General features: G+C 48.4%; 16 protein-coding genes. 3 read left to right on the plus strand and 13 right to left on the minus strand.

What is annotated here, in order from left to right:
- Positions 1-144: 144 nt before the first annotated feature.
- A complete protein-coding gene (locus tag ACJJIJ_RS07590) occupies positions 145-1,839 on the plus strand; it encodes a BCCT family transporter (protein ID WP_444884933.1) in 1,695 nt (564 codons plus the stop codon).
- Positions 1,840-1,908: 69 nt separating this feature from the next.
- Here the strand turns inward: ACJJIJ_RS07590 and ACJJIJ_RS07595 are convergent, their stop codons facing one another.
- Positions 1,909-2,868: a M15 family metallopeptidase gene (locus ACJJIJ_RS07595; protein ID WP_444939144.1), complete on the minus strand. Its 960-nt coding sequence runs from the start codon at positions 2,866-2,868 to the stop codon at positions 1,909-1,911.
- A 245-nt stretch (positions 2,869-3,113) separates the two neighbouring features.
- Between ACJJIJ_RS07595 and ACJJIJ_RS07600 the strand changes: the two genes are divergently transcribed.
- On the plus strand, positions 3,114-4,787 hold the full coding sequence (locus tag ACJJIJ_RS07600) for a BCCT family transporter (protein WP_444939145.1): 1,674 nt from the start codon (positions 3,114-3,116) through the stop codon (positions 4,785-4,787).
- Positions 4,788-4,839: 52 nt separating this feature from the next.
- Here ACJJIJ_RS07600 and ACJJIJ_RS07605 read toward each other — a convergent pair whose 3' ends face one another.
- From ACJJIJ_RS07605 to ectA, 12 genes are all read right to left on the minus strand, one after another.
- Positions 4,840-5,550, minus strand: coding sequence for a TorF family putative porin (locus tag ACJJIJ_RS07605; RefSeq protein ID WP_444884930.1), 711 nt, complete (start codon positions 5,548-5,550; stop codon positions 4,840-4,842).
- Between the two features lie 63 nt (positions 5,551-5,613).
- Positions 5,614-6,831 (minus strand): BCCT family transporter, encoded by a 1,218-nt coding sequence (locus ACJJIJ_RS07610; RefSeq protein WP_444939146.1) that lies wholly within the window; start codon positions 6,829-6,831, stop codon positions 5,614-5,616.
- Between the two features lie 128 nt (positions 6,832-6,959).
- Positions 6,960-8,630 (minus strand): choline dehydrogenase, encoded by a 1,671-nt coding sequence (gene betA, locus ACJJIJ_RS07615; RefSeq protein ID WP_444900785.1) that lies wholly within the window; start codon positions 8,628-8,630, stop codon positions 6,960-6,962.
- Positions 8,631-8,642: 12 nt separating this feature from the next.
- Positions 8,643-10,106 (minus strand): betaine-aldehyde dehydrogenase, encoded by a 1,464-nt coding sequence (betB, locus tag ACJJIJ_RS07620; protein ID WP_444939147.1) that lies wholly within the window; start codon positions 10,104-10,106, stop codon positions 8,643-8,645.
- Between the two features lie 493 nt (positions 10,107-10,599).
- A complete protein-coding gene (locus ACJJIJ_RS07625) occupies positions 10,600-12,018 on the minus strand; it encodes a sodium/proline symporter (RefSeq protein ID WP_444939148.1) in 1,419 nt (472 codons plus the stop codon).
- 147 nt (positions 12,019-12,165) lie between these two features.
- Positions 12,166-13,704: a molybdopterin-dependent oxidoreductase gene (locus tag ACJJIJ_RS07630; RefSeq protein WP_444939149.1), complete on the minus strand. Its 1,539-nt coding sequence runs from the start codon at positions 13,702-13,704 to the stop codon at positions 12,166-12,168.
- Between the two features lie 74 nt (positions 13,705-13,778).
- Positions 13,779-14,696, minus strand: a complete 918-nt coding sequence (locus ACJJIJ_RS07635; RefSeq protein ID WP_444939150.1) for a TPR end-of-group domain-containing protein — start codon at positions 14,694-14,696, stop codon at positions 13,779-13,781.
- On the minus strand, positions 14,681-16,111 hold the full coding sequence (locus ACJJIJ_RS07640; protein WP_444904738.1) for an aspartate kinase: 1,431 nt from the start codon (positions 16,109-16,111) through the stop codon (positions 14,681-14,683). The genes ACJJIJ_RS07635 and ACJJIJ_RS07640 overlap by 16 nt, the downstream gene beginning before the upstream one ends.
- Before the next feature lie 75 nt (positions 16,112-16,186).
- Entirely contained in the window at positions 16,187-17,104 is a 918-nt protein-coding gene (gene thpD / locus ACJJIJ_RS07645; RefSeq protein WP_444939151.1) for an ectoine hydroxylase, read from the minus strand.
- Positions 17,105-17,131: 27 nt separating this feature from the next.
- The gene (locus ACJJIJ_RS07650) at positions 17,132-17,533 is read right to left on the minus strand and encodes an ectoine synthase (RefSeq protein ID WP_252085906.1); all 402 of its coding nucleotides are present in this window, start codon (positions 17,531-17,533) and stop codon (positions 17,132-17,134) included.
- A gap of 95 nt (positions 17,534-17,628) precedes the next feature.
- On the minus strand, positions 17,629-18,924 hold the full coding sequence (ectB, locus tag ACJJIJ_RS07655) for a diaminobutyrate--2-oxoglutarate transaminase (RefSeq protein WP_444939152.1): 1,296 nt from the start codon (positions 18,922-18,924) through the stop codon (positions 17,629-17,631).
- A gap of 14 nt (positions 18,925-18,938) precedes the next feature.
- On the minus strand, positions 18,939-19,445 hold the full coding sequence (gene ectA / locus ACJJIJ_RS07660) for a diaminobutyrate acetyltransferase (protein ID WP_444939153.1): 507 nt from the start codon (positions 19,443-19,445) through the stop codon (positions 18,939-18,941).
- A 420-nt stretch (positions 19,446-19,865) separates the two neighbouring features.
- Between ectA and ACJJIJ_RS07665 the strand changes: the two genes are divergently transcribed.
- Entirely contained in the window at positions 19,866-20,423 is a 558-nt protein-coding gene (locus ACJJIJ_RS07665; RefSeq protein ID WP_252085909.1) for a MarR family winged helix-turn-helix transcriptional regulator, read from the plus strand.
- Positions 20,424-20,482: the final 59 nt, after the last annotated feature.

Raw genomic sequence — 20,482 nt, forward strand, 5'->3', positions numbered from 1 at the left:
TTGCGGACCAAATAATAATCATATCTAACCAATCGTATTCCGTCTCTATAAAAGTTATTCCACTCTACCATCTGTCTTCATTTCCTTTCGGAGATCGAACCCACTTTTATTTTGTCGGCTTTGTACACTGCTCGGAGAAGTGCATTGACTAAGAGTTTTAGAGAAATTATCGACAAGCCAACATTCTTCGGATCACTTGCACTACTTTTGCTAGTTACAGTTCCACTGATTGTTTTCCCTGAAGTCGGATCAGTATGGGTTAAAGTCGCAAAGGATTTTGTTACCGACCAGCTCGGAGTCTTTTATCTATTACTGGGGGTAGGGGCCATCCTCTTTATGGTTTATATCGTATTTAGCGATATAGGCCAGATAAAGCTCGGTAATTCGGAAGAAGATCCAGAGTTTTCTACAGTGTCCTGGGCATCCATGTTGTTTTGCTCTGGTATTGGAGCTTCAATCCTCTACTGGTCGATGGTGGAATGGATTTACTACTATCAAACTCCACCCTTCCAAATAGAGGGGGGAACACCTGAGGCTGCGCGCTGGGCCGTTGCCTATGGCATTTTTCACTGGGGGCCATTAGCTTGGGCGATTTACCTGATTCCCGCTCTGCCGATTGCTTATTTTTACTATGTCAGAAACCACAGTGTGCTGAAGATTAGTGAAGCGCTAATGCCCGTGCTAGGTGAAGAACGCGCGAAGGGTGGTATTGGCAAGTTAATTGATGTGCTATTTATCTTTGGCATGCTGGGAGGAGGGGCTACTACATTGGGGATTGCCGCTCCACTGATTACCGAGGGAGCACATGAGCTACTGGGAGTACCAAGAGACTTAGGTACACAGGTTATTGTGCTTATGATCTGTACACTTATTTTTGGTTACAGTGCTTTTGTGGGTTTAAAGAACGGTATCCGAGCCCTCTCCAACATTAATATGTGGCTTTCAGTATTATTGTTGGTATTCGTGTTTCTTGTTGGTCCCACCCTGTTTATGTTGAATACTGGCCTGGATGCTTTGGGCAGGGTGCTTGACAACATCTTCCATATGGCTTCCTGGACTGAACCTTTCGCACAATTTGAACAGTTTCCTGATACTCATTTTCCTCAAGATTGGACTATATTCTACTGGGCATGGTGGCTGGTTTTCGCACCAAGCGTAGGCTTGTTCATTGCCAGAATATCCCGAGGCCGCACCATAAAGGCAATGGTAGTCGGCTCGATTTTCTTTGGAACTCTCGGCTGTTTCTTGTTCTTTATGGTTCTGGGGAACTATGGAGTCTACTTACAGTTTTCAGGTGAATTGGATGTGGTGCAGGTATTGAACCAGCAGGGAGCAACTGCAGCAATATTTGCCGTTTTACAGACTCTGCCAGCGAGTAAGTTCGTAATATTGGTTTATACCATTCTTGCACTGATCTTCACGGCCACTACCTTTGATTCTATTTCCTATATTCTTGCTGCAGTAGTGCAGAAAGAAGTAGATGAGGAACCAGTGCGCTGGAATCGGGTCTTTTGGGCATTTGCCCTATCCATTATGCCCGTAACACTGATGTTTCTTGGTGGGCTGGATACCTTACAAACAGCCAGTGTTATTGGAGGTGTCCCACTTCTGATTGTTGCGCTTCTGTTATGCATCTCAATCGTTAAAGCGGCTCACTATGATTTACGCTACCAGCCCAGTTACGAAGAAAAAGAAATTTACATTGAAGACTTCCCTAAGGATGACCCCTGGAGTAAAGATGGGGATTGGGAGTTACCAGCTTCTTCCCCCCATGGGGTATCTCATGACGACAAACCACATATCGAAGGGGATCCAGGTAGCCATCCGTCTCGTTTATAAACGATAACAAACGGCTGAAACCTATGGGAGGTTTAGGCTAGGAGTATAGACAGCGGGAGCAGAAGGGTACTATATATTACTGGTGCCCTTTACTTTATCTTGGCGCGGCTCAAAAGCTGCACTTACCTTGTCTACACAGTACTTTCTAAGGAAGTTAGCGTCGCTAATACTTTTCCCATGCTCAAAGCACTGCCTCAGTTGACTCGTGTAATTTTCAAACAGTAGCCTTGCCTGCTCAATAGGTAGAGCTACTAGATGTTCGATAAAGTGGCGAGATCCCACCTGGAAGTGCATGTAATCAATAGGCACATCCCAATCTCCGCCCCAAACGGCAAAACCATACATGGCAAATAGAGAGGTTACATCTTCAGACATCCCGGCACGAACCGGTTTTCCTGCTCGATACTTTGCTCGATTTAAGTAACCTTCCTTCGTGTTTTTTGGTATCAAGATTGGTTTAGAGGATTTATCAATATAAAGATAAGGGTTCTGCATTGGGTTAATATCAATCGCAACCCCATAAGCATGTTCAGACCATTTGCTGCCATCGGTAATGGGTCGAGAATCAAATGCCAGAGAATTGTTCATATTCTCCGTTTTTCGCTCCTTTTTACTGAAGTATTCTATTGGGATAGCAGACTTAATAGGGAACTGCCGTTGATAGAGCTCTCCAAATAGAGCGAGAACATTATCGGCAACAACATCAAGAACTATAATCGCTCCTTTTTGTCTATTTGTATCGTTTTTATTTTTTAAATCATGCTCACTGTTCAGTGCGCCAGCAATATCTGAATCCTCGGGTAGAGGATAAAAATCAAAAACTACTTTTTTTAATCTTTCGCAACCAACCGGGGATTCCTTTGTTATTATTTTTCGATACATCATTAATTCGCACTCGCTCTGAGATACATTAAATATGCCTATTTCAGTCCCTGGTTGAAAATCTTGCTCCGTGATATCTCTCAAAGAGTCTTTGCCACAGGCAATTAGGCCAAAGACAATCAAAACAAAAATTATGTAGTGGGACATGTTTAACTAACCTCAACATCAATAGCATGTCGTTTCCGACGCCCGTTCTTCACGATCATTACACGTATAAGTTCAGATATACTGGATTGTGGCTGATTTTTAAAAATATATCCGTGCAGGGAGATATGTGCCGTTCTAGTGGATGATTGACGCCCAATTGGTTATTAGAAGTGTCGTTCTCATTATTGGCGTAATTTAACCACACCCAAAACCTAAGTTGTTGCTCTTCGGAATGGAGATAGTCGTTGAGTAAGGGGTCAAGAGAGCTGATTGATAAGCCCACTTTTTTTGGGGCAATCTTATTGTTACTGATAACGACAGTGCCGTTGATCTTGTTCCCAGATTTGGGCTCACTGTGGATTTTGGCGGCAAAGGAGTTTGTAACAGAACGTTTTGGTATTCTCTACCTTTTACTGGGAATAGGGTCGATTCTGTTTATGGCTTATATCGCTTTTAGTGATATAGGCCGCATCAAGCTTGGAAGCAAGAAGGAATCCCCTGAGTTCTCGACAGTTTCTTGGGTTGCCATGTTGCTAAGCTGTGGCATCGGCGCCTCCATTCTGTATTGGTCAATGGTTGAATGGGTTTACTATTATCAACAACCGCCATTTCAGGTTGAAGCAAATACACCGGAAGCGGCCCGCTGGGCAGTCGCCTATGGCATATTCCACTGGGGTCCCCTGGCTTGGTCCATCTACCTAATCCCGGCGCTGCCAATCGCTTACTTTTACTATGTGCGCAGAAGTAGGGTATTAAAATTTAGCCAGGCTCTTGTCCCGGTGCTGGGTGAACGCAGGGCCAAGGGTGCTACTGGAAAGCTTATCGATATCTCTTTGGTATTCGGTATGTTGGGTGGCGTCGCTACCCGGTTGGGTATAGCTGCACCCTTAATCACCCAGGGGTTTCATGAATTGCTAGGGTTACCTATTAGACTTGAGACGCAAATAGCTGTACTTATACTCTGCGCCCTATTGTTTGGTTACAGCGCTTTTGTTGGTTTAAAGCGTGGGATCAAAATCTTTTCCAACTTTACGATGTGGCTTGCCCTATTATTATTGCTCTTTGTTCTTATTGCAGGGCCAACTCTATTTATACTCAATAATGGGCTGGAGACATTAGGGCGGATGTTACACAGCTTCCTGCGAATGGCTACCTGGACTGAATCCTTCTCTTATTTTGAGCAACTTTCCTACTTTCGCTTCCCTCAACAGTGGACCGTTTTCTATTGGGCTTGGTGGTTAGTCTTCGCACCAAGCGTTGGCCTTTTTATCGCCCATATCTCTCGGGGGCGGACAATAAAAGAGATGATCATTGGTTCTATATTTTTTGGGACCCTCGGTTGTTTTCTTTTCTATATGGTGCTCGGCAACTATGGGGTATACCTGCAGTTTTCTGGAAAGCTGGATCTGGTGCAGCTCCTAAACAACCAGGGAGCTAATGCCACTATTTTCGCCATACTGAAGACTTTGCCTGCAGGTCAGTGGGTGATACTAGTGTATACAATGATTGCGCTGATTTTTACTGCTATTACCTTTGATTCCATTTCCCATATCCTCGCATCAGTTGTACAAAAGGAGGTAAATACAGAGCCTCTTCGCTGGAACCGGATTTTTTGGGCATTTGCCTTGGCATTACTACCGATTGCCTTAATGATACTGGGTGGATTCGAAGCGTTATTGGCGGCGAGCATTATTGCGGGCATCCCTCTATTATTAGTTGCTCTATTACTTTGTCTCTCAATCGTTAAAGTTGCACGGCATGACTTGGTCTCTCACCCAACTCTAATTGAAAAGGAAATAGTTCTTGAAAAGTTATCCGCAAAGGGGCCATGGAGCCAAGAAGAGGCGGGCAAGCAAGATGGAGCCACTTTAGGGGGTTCTGAAAACGCTAAACAGGGAAGCGCGGGGGAGAGGTCTTAGGATTTTAAGAGTGAGAATACCGGGGCACAGGCCCCGGTATAAACTTCTAGCCTTACAGGCTGAAAGTGCGAGCGACAGAGAAGACGATACGCTCGTCAGCCGTGTCCCAATCCAGATTGGTATTCTCGGCGGCAATATTGAAATCAAAACCGTTCAGAGAAGTCATGTATTCTACACGGTAGTGGTTGTAGGATTTTTTGTTATCCCAGCTCCAGTTGTCCAAGTTCGTAGAAGTAGAGCGGTCCACACTGAAGCGAACGTTATGCCCCTCTGCAAACTCAAAAGTGTGAGCCAGCATCATAATGTAGTGGCTGCCGCCTCCGCCAAAGTAGTCCCAGCTGTACCAGCCATTCACTTCGGACTCACCCAGATCGGAGCTGTAACCTAACTTAGCGTAAGCCTCTGGATAATTTCCGTCATCAGAAGCCTTATCACCGTGGTAGGTGTAGTAAGCAATACCTGTATCCAGGCTCACTTTGTCGGTAAGTTGCATGAACTTACCTGCGTAGAAGTCCCACTCCAGGTTAGTGTCATCACCTTTGCCAAAGTCCACATTGGAAGCCCAGGTACCAACATACCAACCGTTATCAAAGCCGTAGTCCAGGCTAGCCTGCAGTGCTGGGTCATTCTGAGTCTGGCTAACACCGTTAAAGGTGTAGTCGGTGGTCAGATTTACAGTAGAAGACAGCTCTGCTTGGGACTGCTGAGCAAGTACTAGCAGGGAAGCACAAGTGAGTGCAGAAAGTTTCAACGTCGATTTCATTGTTAAATTACCGCTTATTTATATTTTGTAGCCCCCACCTAAGAGGGTGGGGGATTTCAACAGTTAGCTCGCCAGTTCGATCTTGTTAAAGTCGATTTTGTTTTCTTTAGGCGAGGAGTCGATAGCTGCTACCGCTCTGAAGCGCTTCACCAGGATGTAACCCAGGCAGCAGAAGAAGATGCCAATCACCAGAGCGCCGATCCACTGGATTTGCAGGAAGTCCAGCTTGAACAACAGGGTGAGCAGGCTCATTGCAGCTAGGTTCAGCACGAAGTACTTCCACTTGCCCAGGCGCGCAACGGTCATGCCCAGATTGTCGGTGTACAGGCGAATCAGGGAGTCCAGCGAGTTGATCACGAAGGTAATACCCACAATCACCATAGCCAGGTTGTAGAAGCCACTGGTATCCAGGCCTTGGCTGGAGTAGTAGTAGAGCACGGTGAACCAGAGTGCGATGGGGATGGATGGGAAAATCAGCATCGCCGCCAGCACTTGGTAAGTGCGCAGGCCGCCCACAAAGCGGGAGGTAAACTGGCCGATCATAATGCTCCAGGCAAACCACCAGAACAGGTAAAACTCGTGATAGTCATTTAACGGCAGCACGAACTGGTGGATGTTGCCAAAGTAACCGCTGAGCATCGCAAAAGTGGAGGCGAAGTCGCCAACGCTACCGTTTTCACCGGTAAAGGCGCCTACCCACATGACCGCAATCAGACCAATAAACATCCAGGTGGTTGCCAGGCTGAGGAAGCGCACATAGCGCAAGCTGGTAGATGAGTAGACCGCTGCGGCGATCACTGCAAATACGATCAGGTAGAAGGTACCCACAATGGTTTCACCATCGCCAACTTGCGGCAGATACCAGGGCAAGTTGCTGAGCAGCAAGTAAGCGGTAAAGGCGCAGGTTCCGATAATCACCACATTGTTGATTAGTTTTACTGGTCTCAACTCAAAGAATTTAACTTTGGGTTCGATAATGCAGAAGTAAAAACAGGTGAGGAAGTAGAAGCCCCAGATCAGGAAGGCCCAAAAACCAAACTCAATCGCGAGTGGGTTGGTGAAACCATATTCCGGGCTATTGGCTAAGTCTGCGTAGCCACCGAACTCGGTGAGGGGGAACATGATCAGGCCTACATCGAGGCCGGAAGTGAAAAGGATCGCTATAAAAGTGAAGGTTTTGACCGGGGTTACCCCGACCATCTTCACATTTCCCCATTTAATCAGCGAGAAAATTATTGCCGTGAAGGTAAACAATAATCCCGCGGAAAGCCAAGCTGTCATGCTGAGTCTCCAGCTAGTTATTGGTATGCCGGCGCCCCCAGAGGGCATTGCTGTGCGAGATTTGAATATCCCCGTCGCGTTTGAAGGGGGCAGTCAAATCTCTGCCAGAGCGCCGGCGTAAATTCAGCTCACTGAGCGCGCGCAGGGCGGCCAGGTCGCTGAGTGCTGGTAGCCTTGGTCGCTACCGGTGCCTCGGAGGGCGCCAATACGGGGCGCCCTAAAATCAGGTCAGCAGCCCGCTCCGCCACCATAATGGTGGGCGCATTCAGGTTGCCGTTGGGAATGGTCGGAAAGATGGAGGAATCTACAACTCTCAAACCCTGCAAACCGTGTACACGGGTTTCCGGGTCTACCACTGCCATTGGATCGGTACCCATCTTGCAGGAGCAGGATGGATGGTAAGCACTCTCGACGGATTCCCGTACGAAGGCGTCAATTTGTTCATCAGTCTGGATATCGGTACCGGGCTGGATTTCATCGCCTCGGTATTCGTCGAAAGCCGGCTGATTGATAATCTCGCGAGTCAGTCGCACACAAGCGCGGAAACCCTCAATATCCTCTTTCTCCTGCAAATAATTAAACAGGATAGAAGGGGATTGCTTGGGATCACTGCTCACTACTTTGACCCTGCCGCGACTCTTGGGCTTGTTGTGCCCGATATGCACCTGGAAGCCGTGGCCATCGAAAGCTTCGCGGCCGTCATAGCGCATGGCTGCCGGCAGGAAGTGGTATTGCAGGTCCGGCCACTCCACGTTTTCTTTGGAGCGAATAAAACCGCAGGACTCGAAATGGTTGGTGGCTCCGAGGCCGTCCTTCTTCAGTATCCAACGAGCACCGATCAGGAATTTATTCCAGGGGTCGAGCTTGCCATTCAGGGAAATCGGCTGATTGCAGCGGAACTGGAAATAGAACTCCAGGTGGTCCTGCAAGTTTTGGCCAACGCCGGGAAGTTCGTGTTGGAGTTCGATACCGGCTTCTGCCAGTGTGTCGGGATCTCCGATTCCGGAGAGCTGAAGAAGGTGAGGGGAGCCGATGGGACCTGCGCTGAGGATGACTTCCTGTTGCGCCTTGAATTCCAGGATCTTTCCCTTGCGTTCAAGTTTGATTCCGACTGCGCGTTTACCTTCCAGAATCACCTTATGCACAGTGGCGTGGGTCAATACCGTCAAATTGGGGCGCTGCATGGCCGGCTTTAGGTAGGCGTTGGCGGTAGACCAGCGCTTTCCATCTTTTACCGTCATATGCATGGGGCCAAAGCCCTCTTGCTGCTCGCCGTTGTAATCTGCGGTGTAGTCGTAACCAGCTTCTTTACCGGCTTCGATAAAAGCTCCATAAAGGGGGTTGGCCATTTCATTGCCGTTGTTGACCCCCAATGGACCTTCGTCGCCGCGGTAATCATCACCGCCAAAAGCCCAGGTCTCAGAGCGTTTGAAGTAGGGCAGACAGTGGGCGTAGTCCCAGCCTTCGGCGCCGTGCTGTGCCCACTCATCAAAGTCTTTGGCGTGCCCGCGCACGTAAACCATCCCGTTAATCGAGGATGAACCCCCGAGCACCTTGCCTCTGGGGCAATGCATGCTGCGGTTGTCCAGGTACGGCTCTGGCTCAGTCATAAACTGCCAGGCGTACTTGTCGGTATTCATGGGAATAGATAGTGCGGTGGGCATCTGGATAAAGATGCTGCGATCGCTACCCCCGGTCTCTACCAGGAGGACTTTTTTATCTTCCTGGGCAGACAGGCGGTTGGCTAGAACGCAACCGGCAGAGCCGGCGCCGACAATGATGTAGTCAAACTCACTCATACAGGGTACCGCTTAAAATGGACTTTCCAGTGGTGCCAGGCCCACATACACCGCTTTTAGCTGGGTGTAGTGGTTCAGGGTCGCAAGTCCATTTTCGCGTCCGATTCCGGATAACTTGTATCCGCCCACCGGCATTTCTGCCGGGGAAGCGCCGTAGGCATTAATCCAGCAGATACCCGCTTGCATCTGGTGGATAACACGGTGGGCGCGAGTGATATCACGGGTAAATACGCCGGCGGCGAGGCCCAAACGGGTATCGTTAGCGCGGCGGATCACTTCGTCCTCGTCATCAAAGAGCAGTACCGACATTACCGGGCCGAAGATCTCTTCGCGGCAGATGGTCATAGCGTCATGACAGTCGGTGAATACGGTGGGAGCAACGAAGTAACCGTTAGGTGAATTCTCTGGTGAAAGGGTGTGGCCGCCGCAGAACAGGGTCGCGCCTTCCTCTTTACCCTTGCTGATGTAGTCCATCACCAATTGCTGATGCTTGGCAGAAATCAGGGCGCCGAAGTTGGTGTCCGGATTCATCGGATCACCGGCAATAATATTTTGCTCAACGCGCTCTTTCAGGCGAGCGAGGAACTGATCGTGGATGCTGCGGTGTACAAATACCCGGGTACCGTTAGTGCAGATTTCACCCTGGGTGTAGAAGTTGCCCAGCATGGCAGCAGAAACGGCTTGCTCCAGGTCGGCATCATCAAAGATCACCAGCGGGGACTTTCCTCCCAGCTCCATGGTGACTTCTTTCAGGTTGGAAGCCGCTGCGGCCATTACTTTCTTGCCGGTACCCACTTCGCCGGTAAAGGAAACCTTGGCGATATCCGGGTGGTTAGTCAGCCAGGCACCCACGGCGCCATCGCCCTGGATTACGTTGAAAACACCCGGGGGCATGCCCGCTTCAATAAAGATTTCAGCCAACTTCAGAGCGCCTTTGGGGGTCTCCTCGGAAGGTTTGAAGATCATGGCGTTACCGCAGGCCAGGGCCGGGGCGGCTTTCCAGCAGGCGATTTGTAAGGGGTAGTTCCAGGCACCGATTCCGGCGCAGATGCCCAGGGGTTCGCGGCGAGTGTAGTAGAAGTCCTCACCGACTTGCTGCTGATTGCCTTCAATGCCTGCGGCCAGGCCGGCAAAGAATTCGATGGAGTCGGCCCCAGTCACCACGTCGACAACACTGGCTTCCTGCCAGGGCTTACCGGTATCAGTCACTTCGATAGCTGCCAGTTCATCGTTGCGCTCGCGCAACAGTGCTACTGCTTTCAGCAGGATGCGACTGCGTTCGACCGGCATCATCGCTGACCACTGGGCAAAACCGCGCTTGGCACTCTCTATGGTTTCTGCAAGTACCTTCTCGTCGGCAACCTCAACCTGGTAGCTGACCTCGTTGGTAGCCGGGTTATATACATCAAAGCACTCACCGCTCTCATTCGACAGGTAGCGGCCGTCTACAAAATTCCGTTGTTTGTCCAGTGACATCTGTCTCTCCATACTGCTTTAACAGAAGGTCAGTCGGTTATTTGTTAGCGATGGGGCAGGGCGGTGAATAGCCGTCCAGTGACCCATTGGCCATCGCAAAAAAATGGGCTGGTCTGACGTAGACTTTTGTGCCAAATCGTCAGGCTCCAGCCCCGGCCCGACGGTCAAATGTCGGGCGATATGGCACAAAATATAACATATTTTTAATTTGAACTCTAATTGTTAGCACTCAATACAACAAAACCGACAGGTTCACAGGGGGTTTATATTTCTGCAATATGAGAGAAAAACCCTTGATACAAGGATAAAAACCGAGCTGAATTGGGCCAAAAATCTCATTTGAACTCTACAAAAAGAGCTGTACAAATTTTGACCCGCCCTTAGGGCGCAAACTCAAAAGTGAATTCGATAGCTCAGCATTAGATGCCTGGGTGGAGTAAGTTGAAAACCGTAATGCTGCGTGACTAGGGGAGGGATGGCCTCCCCTTGGAACTTAACTATTTACTTCGCGCAAAGGCGATGGCTGGGGGAGAAAATTAGCCAAATAAAACACAATCAGACCCAAGGCTATACCAGGTAAGCCCTCATAAATCAGGCTATGAAGGTCCAATAATCTCCAGGCGATTGCTGTCGTAAACCCAACGGTTACAGCGACAATAGAGGTCGCTTGTGAGGGTCTTCCTCCAAAACAAAGCACCAGCAATAGGGGGCCAAATGCGCTGGCGAGGCCAGACCAGGCAAAGATCACCATATTGAAGACGCTTTGGTTGTTGGCAAGCGCCAGAAGTAGTGCGCCGCCGGTAATAACAACAGTTATGAGCTTAAGAAACCAAGTCTTATCAATCTTACGGGGAAGAATATCGTGAGTAATGGCTGCGGAGCAGCTAAGAAGCAGTGAATCTGCAGTGGACATGGTTGCAGCAAAGATACCTGCCAGGATCAACCCAACTACGATCGGTGGCAGCAATTCTATGGCCATGGTCGGCAATGCTAGCTCAGCATCAAAGCTGCCGGAATCGGCGATGAAAACTCTGGATAGCAAGCCGACCCCTGTGGCCATAGAGTAAAAGAGAACAAACCACAGGTAGTACCAGCCCCGCGCCGTGCGCATTTTGCCGGGATCACTCAGAGTCATGAAGCGGACCATTATGTGGGGCTGGCCAATCACAGATAGCCCCGCAATCCCCCAACTGATGACAAAAATAACGAGCCCGCCCCAACCAGAAAAGGCCAGATCTTGGGGAAACCAGTTCGTAAATCCCTCGACGGCTTGCATTTGCCCCATTGCACTTGAGACACCTCCCAGGCTGGTAAGGGCTACGGCCAGAAGTGTGCCCATAGCGACGATCATAACAATCGACTGTGCAGCATCAGTCCAAATGGAAGCGCGTATGCCACCGGCCAGGCAATAAAGACATACCAGCAACGCCCCAACCACAGCGCCAGACCAGAGAGGCCAGTCCAGTAGTACATGCAGCGCCTTACTGCCGGCAACCATCTGTGCTGATGCATAGGTGAGCAAGAATAGTAAAGATATGATACCTATAATCCGCTGTAGGGCAGAGTGATTTTGCCCATACCAATTGCTAAGCACGCCGGCATAGCTGACTTCACCACTTGAGTCAGTGGCAGTTCTTATTCTTTTGTGTACATAAAGTGAAGCAATAAAGTCACCAGCGATCCAGCCCACCATTAACCAGACAGAGGCGAACCCGGTCATGTAGGTATAACCAATAACCCCGATGAACATATAACCGCTATTGTTAGTCGCCACTGCCGACAGGCCCACTAACCAGGGGGGAACTCCACTGCTAGCCAGGTAATAATCGGCCTTAGTGTTGCGACTAAAAAGCGCTGAGAATACACCTACCAGTACGAATAATAATAAAAACCCAACAAATGAATAAACCAATGATATTCCTTATTTCAGCAATTTTTGTTTTTATTTTTGAAACACAAATTTCGTGCGTATTTACGTTCTAGCTTTTGTTGTTTTATTTAACACATCAATTAGTTACATCATATAAACAATGTGCTCGGGATAAATTTGACCACCTCACTATTTTGTAGCCTCCTCAATATAAGTTGCCAAAGAATTAATCTGCTCTTTCGTCATCAAGTCATTGTATGCTGGCATAGCGCCAACGCCATTGGTAACAGCGTTTTTCACGCTTTCTGCATTGGGTTTCAATTCATTAAGGTTGGGACCAATAAGGCCTTCTGAGCCAGCATCCTTCAGGGTATGACAAGCTCCACAAGAAGGTTGAGACTCGAGATAGACTTGCTTTCCGGCTTGACCCTCTGCAGATAAAGAGACCGCGTCCTGCTCTGGAGGGCTGCTTTCTTCTTTCACCATATGTTGATCAGTTGCGGTAACTTTCCCCCTGGGTAACTCACCCAACAGGTTTACCGTAAGTGCTGCATCCAGCCAGCCGTTGTGTGCATAACCGCGTTCGTTCTCTACACGTTCTTTAGGTTGGATATCCCCTTGGGTATCTGTGGCGCGCGAGACGATGGTGTGCGGACCCTTTGGTAAATTCACGGTATAAGAAAAAACTCGCCAAGCGTTGGGGCCGAGGTCCAAATCCTCTAGCGCTGCATCCTGCCAGGTTTTGCCCATATCGAGCGAGACTTCTACTTTCTTCACCCCGCGTTCACCAGAAAGCGCAACACCGTAGAAAGTCACTTCCCCAGCTAAAGCTGGGGTATTGTCCGCACCCGGCCCATTTACCCAAGACTTTACAGGCATTCGCCACATGCTTGGGTAGTCTGGGCCAGGGGGAGCGCCAATGGGTCTAAGGCGGTAACCCGTTTTTTGGATTTTGGCCTCGGATTCTTGCGGGGCACAGGTGAGAGTCTTAACGTACTTAATATTGTTACAGCCGAAATAACCTGGAACGATGAGCCGTAAAGGGCCACCATGCAGTAGCGGTATTGGAGCACCATTCATTTCCCAAGCCAATATAGTATCGTCCAACGCCTTCTTGATAGGGATTGATCGCTCTACGACCAGATCATTGCGCTCCATCTCCTCAGGAATGATCTCGCCTCCAGTGGCGGTCAAAAAGTTCATGCCCGCATCCACACCGCCAAAATGCTCAAACAGAGTTTTCAGCCGAACACCTGTCCAGATAGCGCAGCCGGCTGCGCCAACTCCCCATTTAGAGCCTGCCGGTTCATGCTCGAAAAAAGCGCGGCCGTTGCCTGTACATTGAATAACTGCACCGACGGCATCTAAACCCAGCCCTTTCAGCTCTGCAACAGAGATAGCAGTGGGCTGCTTTACGCCTTTGACTTCAAGCATCCAGGTGTCCGGTCGTTCAACAATCTGGGGGGAGGGCAATGGCAAATTGTTGCGCACAAAAAACCGGGCCTCAGGGGTGATAGTGCTCATGCCCATCAAAGACCGACGGGTTTCTATTGTCAGTGGGTTAACCCCATGAATAATGAAATTTTTGGGGTTAACTCCACGTGGCAGTTTGGGTGTTGATGATGGAGTAAGGGCAACACTTGCAGAGGGTGCTAGTAAGGCGCCTGTAGCTGCGGTCATGGCTCTTAGAAAGCCACGGCGGCTTTCATCAAGGCTTGATTCACTCATGGCTTTATTGATCCGCGTATTGATACTTGAGTTCACATAGTCTTATAGCTTTAAAATGCCAAGGTGACAGCTTGCTAAGTATCTTTTTCGCGGCTATGTGGCGGCGGGGTTTGAGCAATAACCTTGTCTAGATCCTTGAAAACGTCACTTACCGCCAGTGGCTGTAAGGCATTGTCACTGAGAATTTCCTCCCGATAACTTTCTCGCCTCTTAATAGCCTCAGCCAGATACCGTAGCGCTTCATCAAACTGCTCCATAGCCGTATAGGCACAAGCTAGCTGGTAGAAGGCATGGCTGTTATCTGGATCAATACCTAGGGCTTGCTGACAAAGATTTGCAGCCCATTGGGGCTCGTTCAACTCCAGCACTGCATCAGCTTTGTATGTCAATGCTTCAACATCTTCATGACGAAGACGCAGAATCTCATCATAGATCGCGATCTTGTTGGCGATTGAGGATTCCTGTTGAGCGCGCAGCCAGAGAGATTGCACTTCTTGAGTCAGCTCAATTTCTTCGCGATTCTCTTCAATGTGCTGGGTCTTTTGTTGCAATTGACTCTCTATGACTTCCAGACGTTTCTCATACTCTTGAACCAGCTTTGATATCTCCTCATCCGCTAGGGAGTGCACACGCTCTTTAATATCTTGTAGCGATCGCCAACCCACTAAAACCAATATGGAAGTGGCGGCGGCTATGAGATAGAAGAAGTAGGTGACCGTATCGGTTGCGTAAGCAACCGCTCGGTCCACGGAATTATGCTCTCGGTCGACAATCTGCTGGATCAACTCTTGTTTAGCTTTGGCTTGGTCGATACGCAACTGTTTGATTTCATCCAGCACATACCGCTCTATAAATGGTGTATAGAGCGGCTTCTGTAAAGATTCCACCTCTTTCTGCGCACTGTCTTCTTTATTCGCTTCCGTTTCCTGGGAAACGGAAGCCGGGGAAAGCAAAAGAAAAGTCAAAAAACAGGTGTTTAGGAGGCGAGGCATATTGCGGTCCCATGGTCATAAACCTCAACCAGTGCCTCATGAAGTGTTCTAATGGCAGTGTCATAATCTGGTTCACTAACAACAAACTGCATGTCCACATGCCGCATAGAATGGTGCATGGCGAGTACTGAAATATCGTTTGAAGCCAGTGATTGAACCGCTTTTGCCAGCACGCCGGGGATTTGCATATCGCTCCCGATGGCGGAAACAATAGCCACTTTCCTTTGGTTCAATTCTGCTTCCGGGAAGCGCTCTTCCAGAGATGCCTGTATACGCTTGATGGTTTTCAGATTAGTCGCCAAAAAGTGGGTTAGGGTATTGGCGTTGGTGTTTTTAGACACAATATGGGCCTTGTACCTCTTTATTACCGTAAGCACTTCCCGATCATAATCGTGGATCGTGCCCGCCATATCCTGATCAAAAAGTTCCAGCGCATAGACACCTTTACAGCCGGCAATAATCTCCACACAGGGCGAATCACTCACATAGTCACGGGTGATTAATGTACCGGTATGCTCTGGCTCAAAGGTATTCTTTACCCGAAGTGGGATATTCTTCTGGCGTAAACCCTTTGCCGCCTTGGGGTGAATTGCCTCCATACCGAGATTGGCCAGTTGATCGGCCACATCGTAATTTGTACGACCAATAGGCACAGCGTTATCTGGCCCAACTAGGCGAGGGTCGGCACTGCTCAAGTGGAACTCTTTGTGAATTACCGCCTCTTTGGCTCCTGTGAGTACAGCAAGGCGGCTAAAGGTCATTTCACTGTAACCCCGGTCAAAGGAAATAAGCAGACCCTTATCGCTGTGGGCGTAACCGGTAACAATCGGTAACTGTTGATTCAAGTCGATGTTGGCAAAGGCATCACGAATGCGCTCATCCAGTGGTATATGCTTGCTGGTACGCCAGCCCGTTAGATCTACAAAGCACGCATTGACTCCATCCCGCTGCAGCAGTTTTGATGTATTCCAAGCGCTGTGAGCCTCGCCAAGGCTGGCAAGCATTTCTCTTACTGTTCCCAGGTGGGCATCTAGAGAGAAGTGGCCATGCTGGCAGAGGCTTTGTAAATCTCGAAGGCACTTTTTAGCCCCTTCCAGGCGCTCATCCAAGAAGAGGTTGGCCTCCTTGAGTAAGTCAGTGTCACCAAATAGACGGTCGTTGATCTGTCGCAGTTGTGTGCGAAGCTCACCAAACTTCACCAGCCAGCTATCATCCTCAATACTGCTGGAAAAGAGGCCATAAATACCAGGCTGGCCACTCTTTTTATGCTCTAGAAGTAGATCGGTAATACCACCATAAGCTGAAACTACAAAAACACGATTGTAGAGCCTTTTGGAGTCACCTTTAATAATGTTGTCCCGGACAGATTCATAGTCCGACATTGAGGTGCCACCAATCTTTTCTATCGTATGCATTGTCTCTTACTGGTCCTTTCTTTCTCTTGATAACGGCGTATCCAATGGATGAATGCCACTGGATTGAGTTTCATATCAGATAACAGAAATCGATTTCCTCGTGCAGATATATTCTGGCCGTGGTGGGAGGCTACAAAATGGGTCTTCTACCTTATTGCTCAATGCATTAAAGACAAAAAACAAATTGGATCTCGGATATGGGCTAATATTGCTGCTGGAGCCGTGCATCAGGTTGCAATCAAATACGACTAAACTGCCAGGTTTACCTGTAACAGATTTTATGCCCCCTTCAGATGTCAGCCTGCGTAGGTGATCATCTGACGGAATTCCGAGCTCTTGTTTTTTTAAAGAACTTAAATAATGCCCCTCAGGGGTTTCACCATCACAGCCGATGTAGCGGTGATGGGACTTCGGAATTAGCATTAATGGGCCGTTGTAATTCCGGCTCTCGGTTAAGATTACCGATACACTGAGTGCGCGCATTCGCGGCATTCCATCCTCGACATGCCAAGTTTCAAAGTCAGAATGCCAATAGAAATCCTTACCACGAAATCCAGGTTTATAGTTCGCCCGAGATTGATGGATATAAACCTCATCATCCAAAATATATCTCGCGATATTTGATATCCGGTTATCCCTTGAAAGCTTCCTGAATAGGCTGCTGCGTTCATGAATTCGAAATATCGAGCGCACCTCTTCACTTTCTAACTCCGTAATGAGTTCATCAGAGCTGCGTATGTCATTGTCTTCCTTGAGGGTATTCAGCTCTTTTTGAAAGACCTGAACCTCCCTCTCAGAAAATACATTTTCAAGAACGATATATCCCTGCTGCCTGTAGGCATCCACCTGCTCAAGATCCAGCGGGGGAGGGGGATTTGGCCCACCGTAAACTACTGGATCTCTACGCCGTATTACTCGACCTGCGACTCCTCGTTTTCTAGAGGGGTACATATCATTTCTGAGCGAATGGGTGCGTTCTAGCAGGTACTTCATTTCAGCTGCTGCCCTGTAATTGACTACCTATTCAATGGGGTCGGCTTCTAGTTCATATGCGCCCTCAGAATTGTGTACCTCCTTTCCGTTCAAAGGAGGGTTAAACACACAGGCCATGGTCATTTCTTCAAATGCCCTCAAAGTGTGCCGATCATGTTTGTCGAGGACATAGATGGTTCCAGGCTCGATAGGGTGCTTTTTCCCATCATCCATCGTCTCCACCTCTCCTCTGCCGGAAACGCAGTAAACTGCTTCCAGGTGGTTTTGATAGTGCATTTGGAAGTCAGCACCGGTGTATATGGTGGTGATGTGGAAGGAAAAACCAACGCCATCATCCTTTAAAAGTAGGCGTGTACTCTCCCAATTGCCATCCGGCGAGACGATTCTTCGGTTTGATTTTTTGGCTTCTTGTAAACTTCTAACAATCATGAATATTCCATTATGTTGTATGTGTAACTATATAGCCTGGTTATCAGCAGGCTTAGCTTTCCAGCTGGACCAATGAGTTTTGGATACAATTGGGTCTAGCAGGCCTCGAAATAGACTCTTTCTTCAGGGATATCCTGCTCTCCAGCACAGACTTCTCGAATTGCTGATTCAATAATGTCAATACCTTTCTTAAGATTCTGGTCAGTGATGACCAGAGGGCAGAGTAGCTTAACGATTTGATCATCTGCGCCACTAGTTTCAATGATTAACCCCTGCTTGAAGGCGAGTTTGGTAATCTTTCCTGCAAGTTCGCCACTCACACAATCAATACCTTGGAACATGCCACGGCCTTTAGTGGTGAAGTTACCCTCACCATATTGACTGACAATACTTCCCAACCGCTCGGAGATGTACTTCCCTTTACGCTTGACTTCCCGCGAAAAGTTATCATCTGACCAATAGTGATCAATTGCCGCTTTGGCCGTAACAAAAGCCAGATTGTTTCCACGAAATGTGCCGTTATGCTCACCAGGTTTCCATTGGTCTAATTCGGGCTTCATTAAAACCAGGGCAAAGGGCAGCCCGTAGCCACTAAGTGACTTGGAGAGAGTAATAATGTCAGGCTCAATACCGGCTTCTTCGAAACTGAAAAAATTTCCAGTGCGGCCACAGCCAGCCTGAATATCATCGACGATAAAGAGCAGCCCGTGTTTTTTACAGACAGCCTGTAGGTTTCTCAACCACTCGATACTGGCCGCATTGATACCTCCTTCACCCTGAACGGTTTCGACGATAATCGCCGCGGGAGAATTGATCCCGCTGCTGGAGTCTGCAAGCACCTTGTCGAGATACTCTGTAGTATCAATATTTTTGCCAAGATAGTTGTCATAGGGCATGCGATGAGTGCCATTCAAGCTAACCCCAGCAGCATCCCTATGATGAGAGTTACCCGTAGCTGCCAGGGAGCCCAAACTCACACCGTGAAAACCATTGGTAAAGGTCACAATGTTTTGCTGCCCGGTAACATTGCGGGCAATTTTCATTGCAGCTTCAACCGCATTTGTCCCGGTTGGACCAGTAAACTGAACCACGTATTCCATATTGCGTGGCTTGAGAATTTTATCGTTTAGCGCTTGCAGGAACTCGCCCTTGGCTTTGGTGTGCATATCCAAACCATGGGTAATGCCATCACTCTGAATGTAATCCTGCAGAACTTGCTTAAACAGCGGGTTGTTGTGTCCATAATTGAGAGTGCCAGCGCCTGCCAGAAAATCCAGATATTGATTTCCCTCCTCATCCCACATGAGTTCGCCTTTTGCACGATTGAACACTCGCGGAAAGGAGCGGGCATAACTTTGTACTTCAGATTCAATCTCATCAAAGATTTTCATTCTTCTCTCTTTTTTTAAATTGTTGCTTGAGCAATAGGCCCGATACGCACACAGGTTTCGGAGTCATGCAGACCATCAAAGTGAGTCTGGGAATCCATCCAAGGGGAGGATTGGAGGCTTGCGGAGAGCTTCTCTGCAGCGCTCTGGAAGAGGGCCCAGGAGGGAAGGTTGTGTTCAGTGATCGTTGTCTCGATAAATCTCACCGACCTGCATTGGGGGCGTTCGATGATATTTCTGAGCATGATAGAGGCTAGCCCCAGCCCTCTTGCCTTTTCCGCCACGGCAACCTGCCAAATAAACAGAGTGTCTGTACGACCTGGAATCAAGTATCCGGAGATAAACCCCAACTTCTCATCACCTTCTTCTGCGATCACTGAAGTATCGGCAAAGTGACTGCACTGGAGGAGGTTGCAATAGCTTGAGTTGGCATCCAAAGGTGGGCAGCTGTCGATCAATTTGTGAACAGCCATGCCATCCTCCAGGGATGGTGGCCTCAAAAAAATATTTTCTGGACTAGACAAAATAACTTCCTATACGACAACCCATAGTTTCACCTCTAAGTATTTCGGTGAGCGATAAATATGCAGATGGATCATTATTCATGCTTATTTTGGTTTTTTTTCGTAAAAAACCACAACCAAATACTTAGAACGCTAAATATCGTACACAAACTAAATATAAAATCTAGTGGGTGAAGAGAATCTGATCACAATATCCGCCCTAAAAATGGGCAAATTTATTGGGTAAAAGCCCTGGAAATGGGCAGAAGCGCCTATGAATGGTGGATTTTCGTAATTCAGGGTTCCAAACGAAGGGGGATGTTCTTGGCAATTGTTTAGTGCTGTAGATATTTTCCTGGAAGAACCATAAGCGTTTAGTAATTGGGATATAGGGTTATATAATCCGCCCAATCGCCCTGATTCTTAGATTGAGAGGTAGCTTTGAACAGTATTGAACAAGTGCTAGTGGCCCTTCGGCGTGTAATAAGAGCCACAGATTTACACTCCAAGCACCTGGCCAAAACAACAGGCCTGACCGCTCCCCAGGTGTTATTGTTACAGGCCATTAGAAATAAGGGCGAAGTCACCATCGGTGAACTGGCCAACGAAGTGAGCCTCAGTCAAGCTACAGTGACCAACATCTTGGATCGCCTTGAGAAAAGGGGGCTTGTCTATCGCCAGCGCTCTCAATCAGACAAGCGTAAAGTGCATGCTTACCTCACAGATCAAGCTGCGGAAACACTGAGAGATGCACCTATCCCGCTTCAAGATCAATTCGCCCGCCAATTTGGTGACCTGAAGGATTGGGAGCAGAGTATGATCATTGCTTCGCTCCAGCGTGTAGCCCAGATGATGGATGCCCAGCATATTGATGCCTCCCCTGTTCTGGATATCGGTGTTTTAGACAGGCAGGGAGCAGCTATGGATAAGTCAAGTTCTTCCTTGGGGTATGGCGAAGTAGCTGATTCAGCGGAAAAACCTGGAAGAGAAACACCCTAGTACCCCCGCCCCCTTTGTGGGGATCAGCAACCGGTTCTACCCAAGGTTGCTGATCCCCA

The organism is Microbulbifer mixtoriginis (SeqCode) (assembly GCF_052467945.1).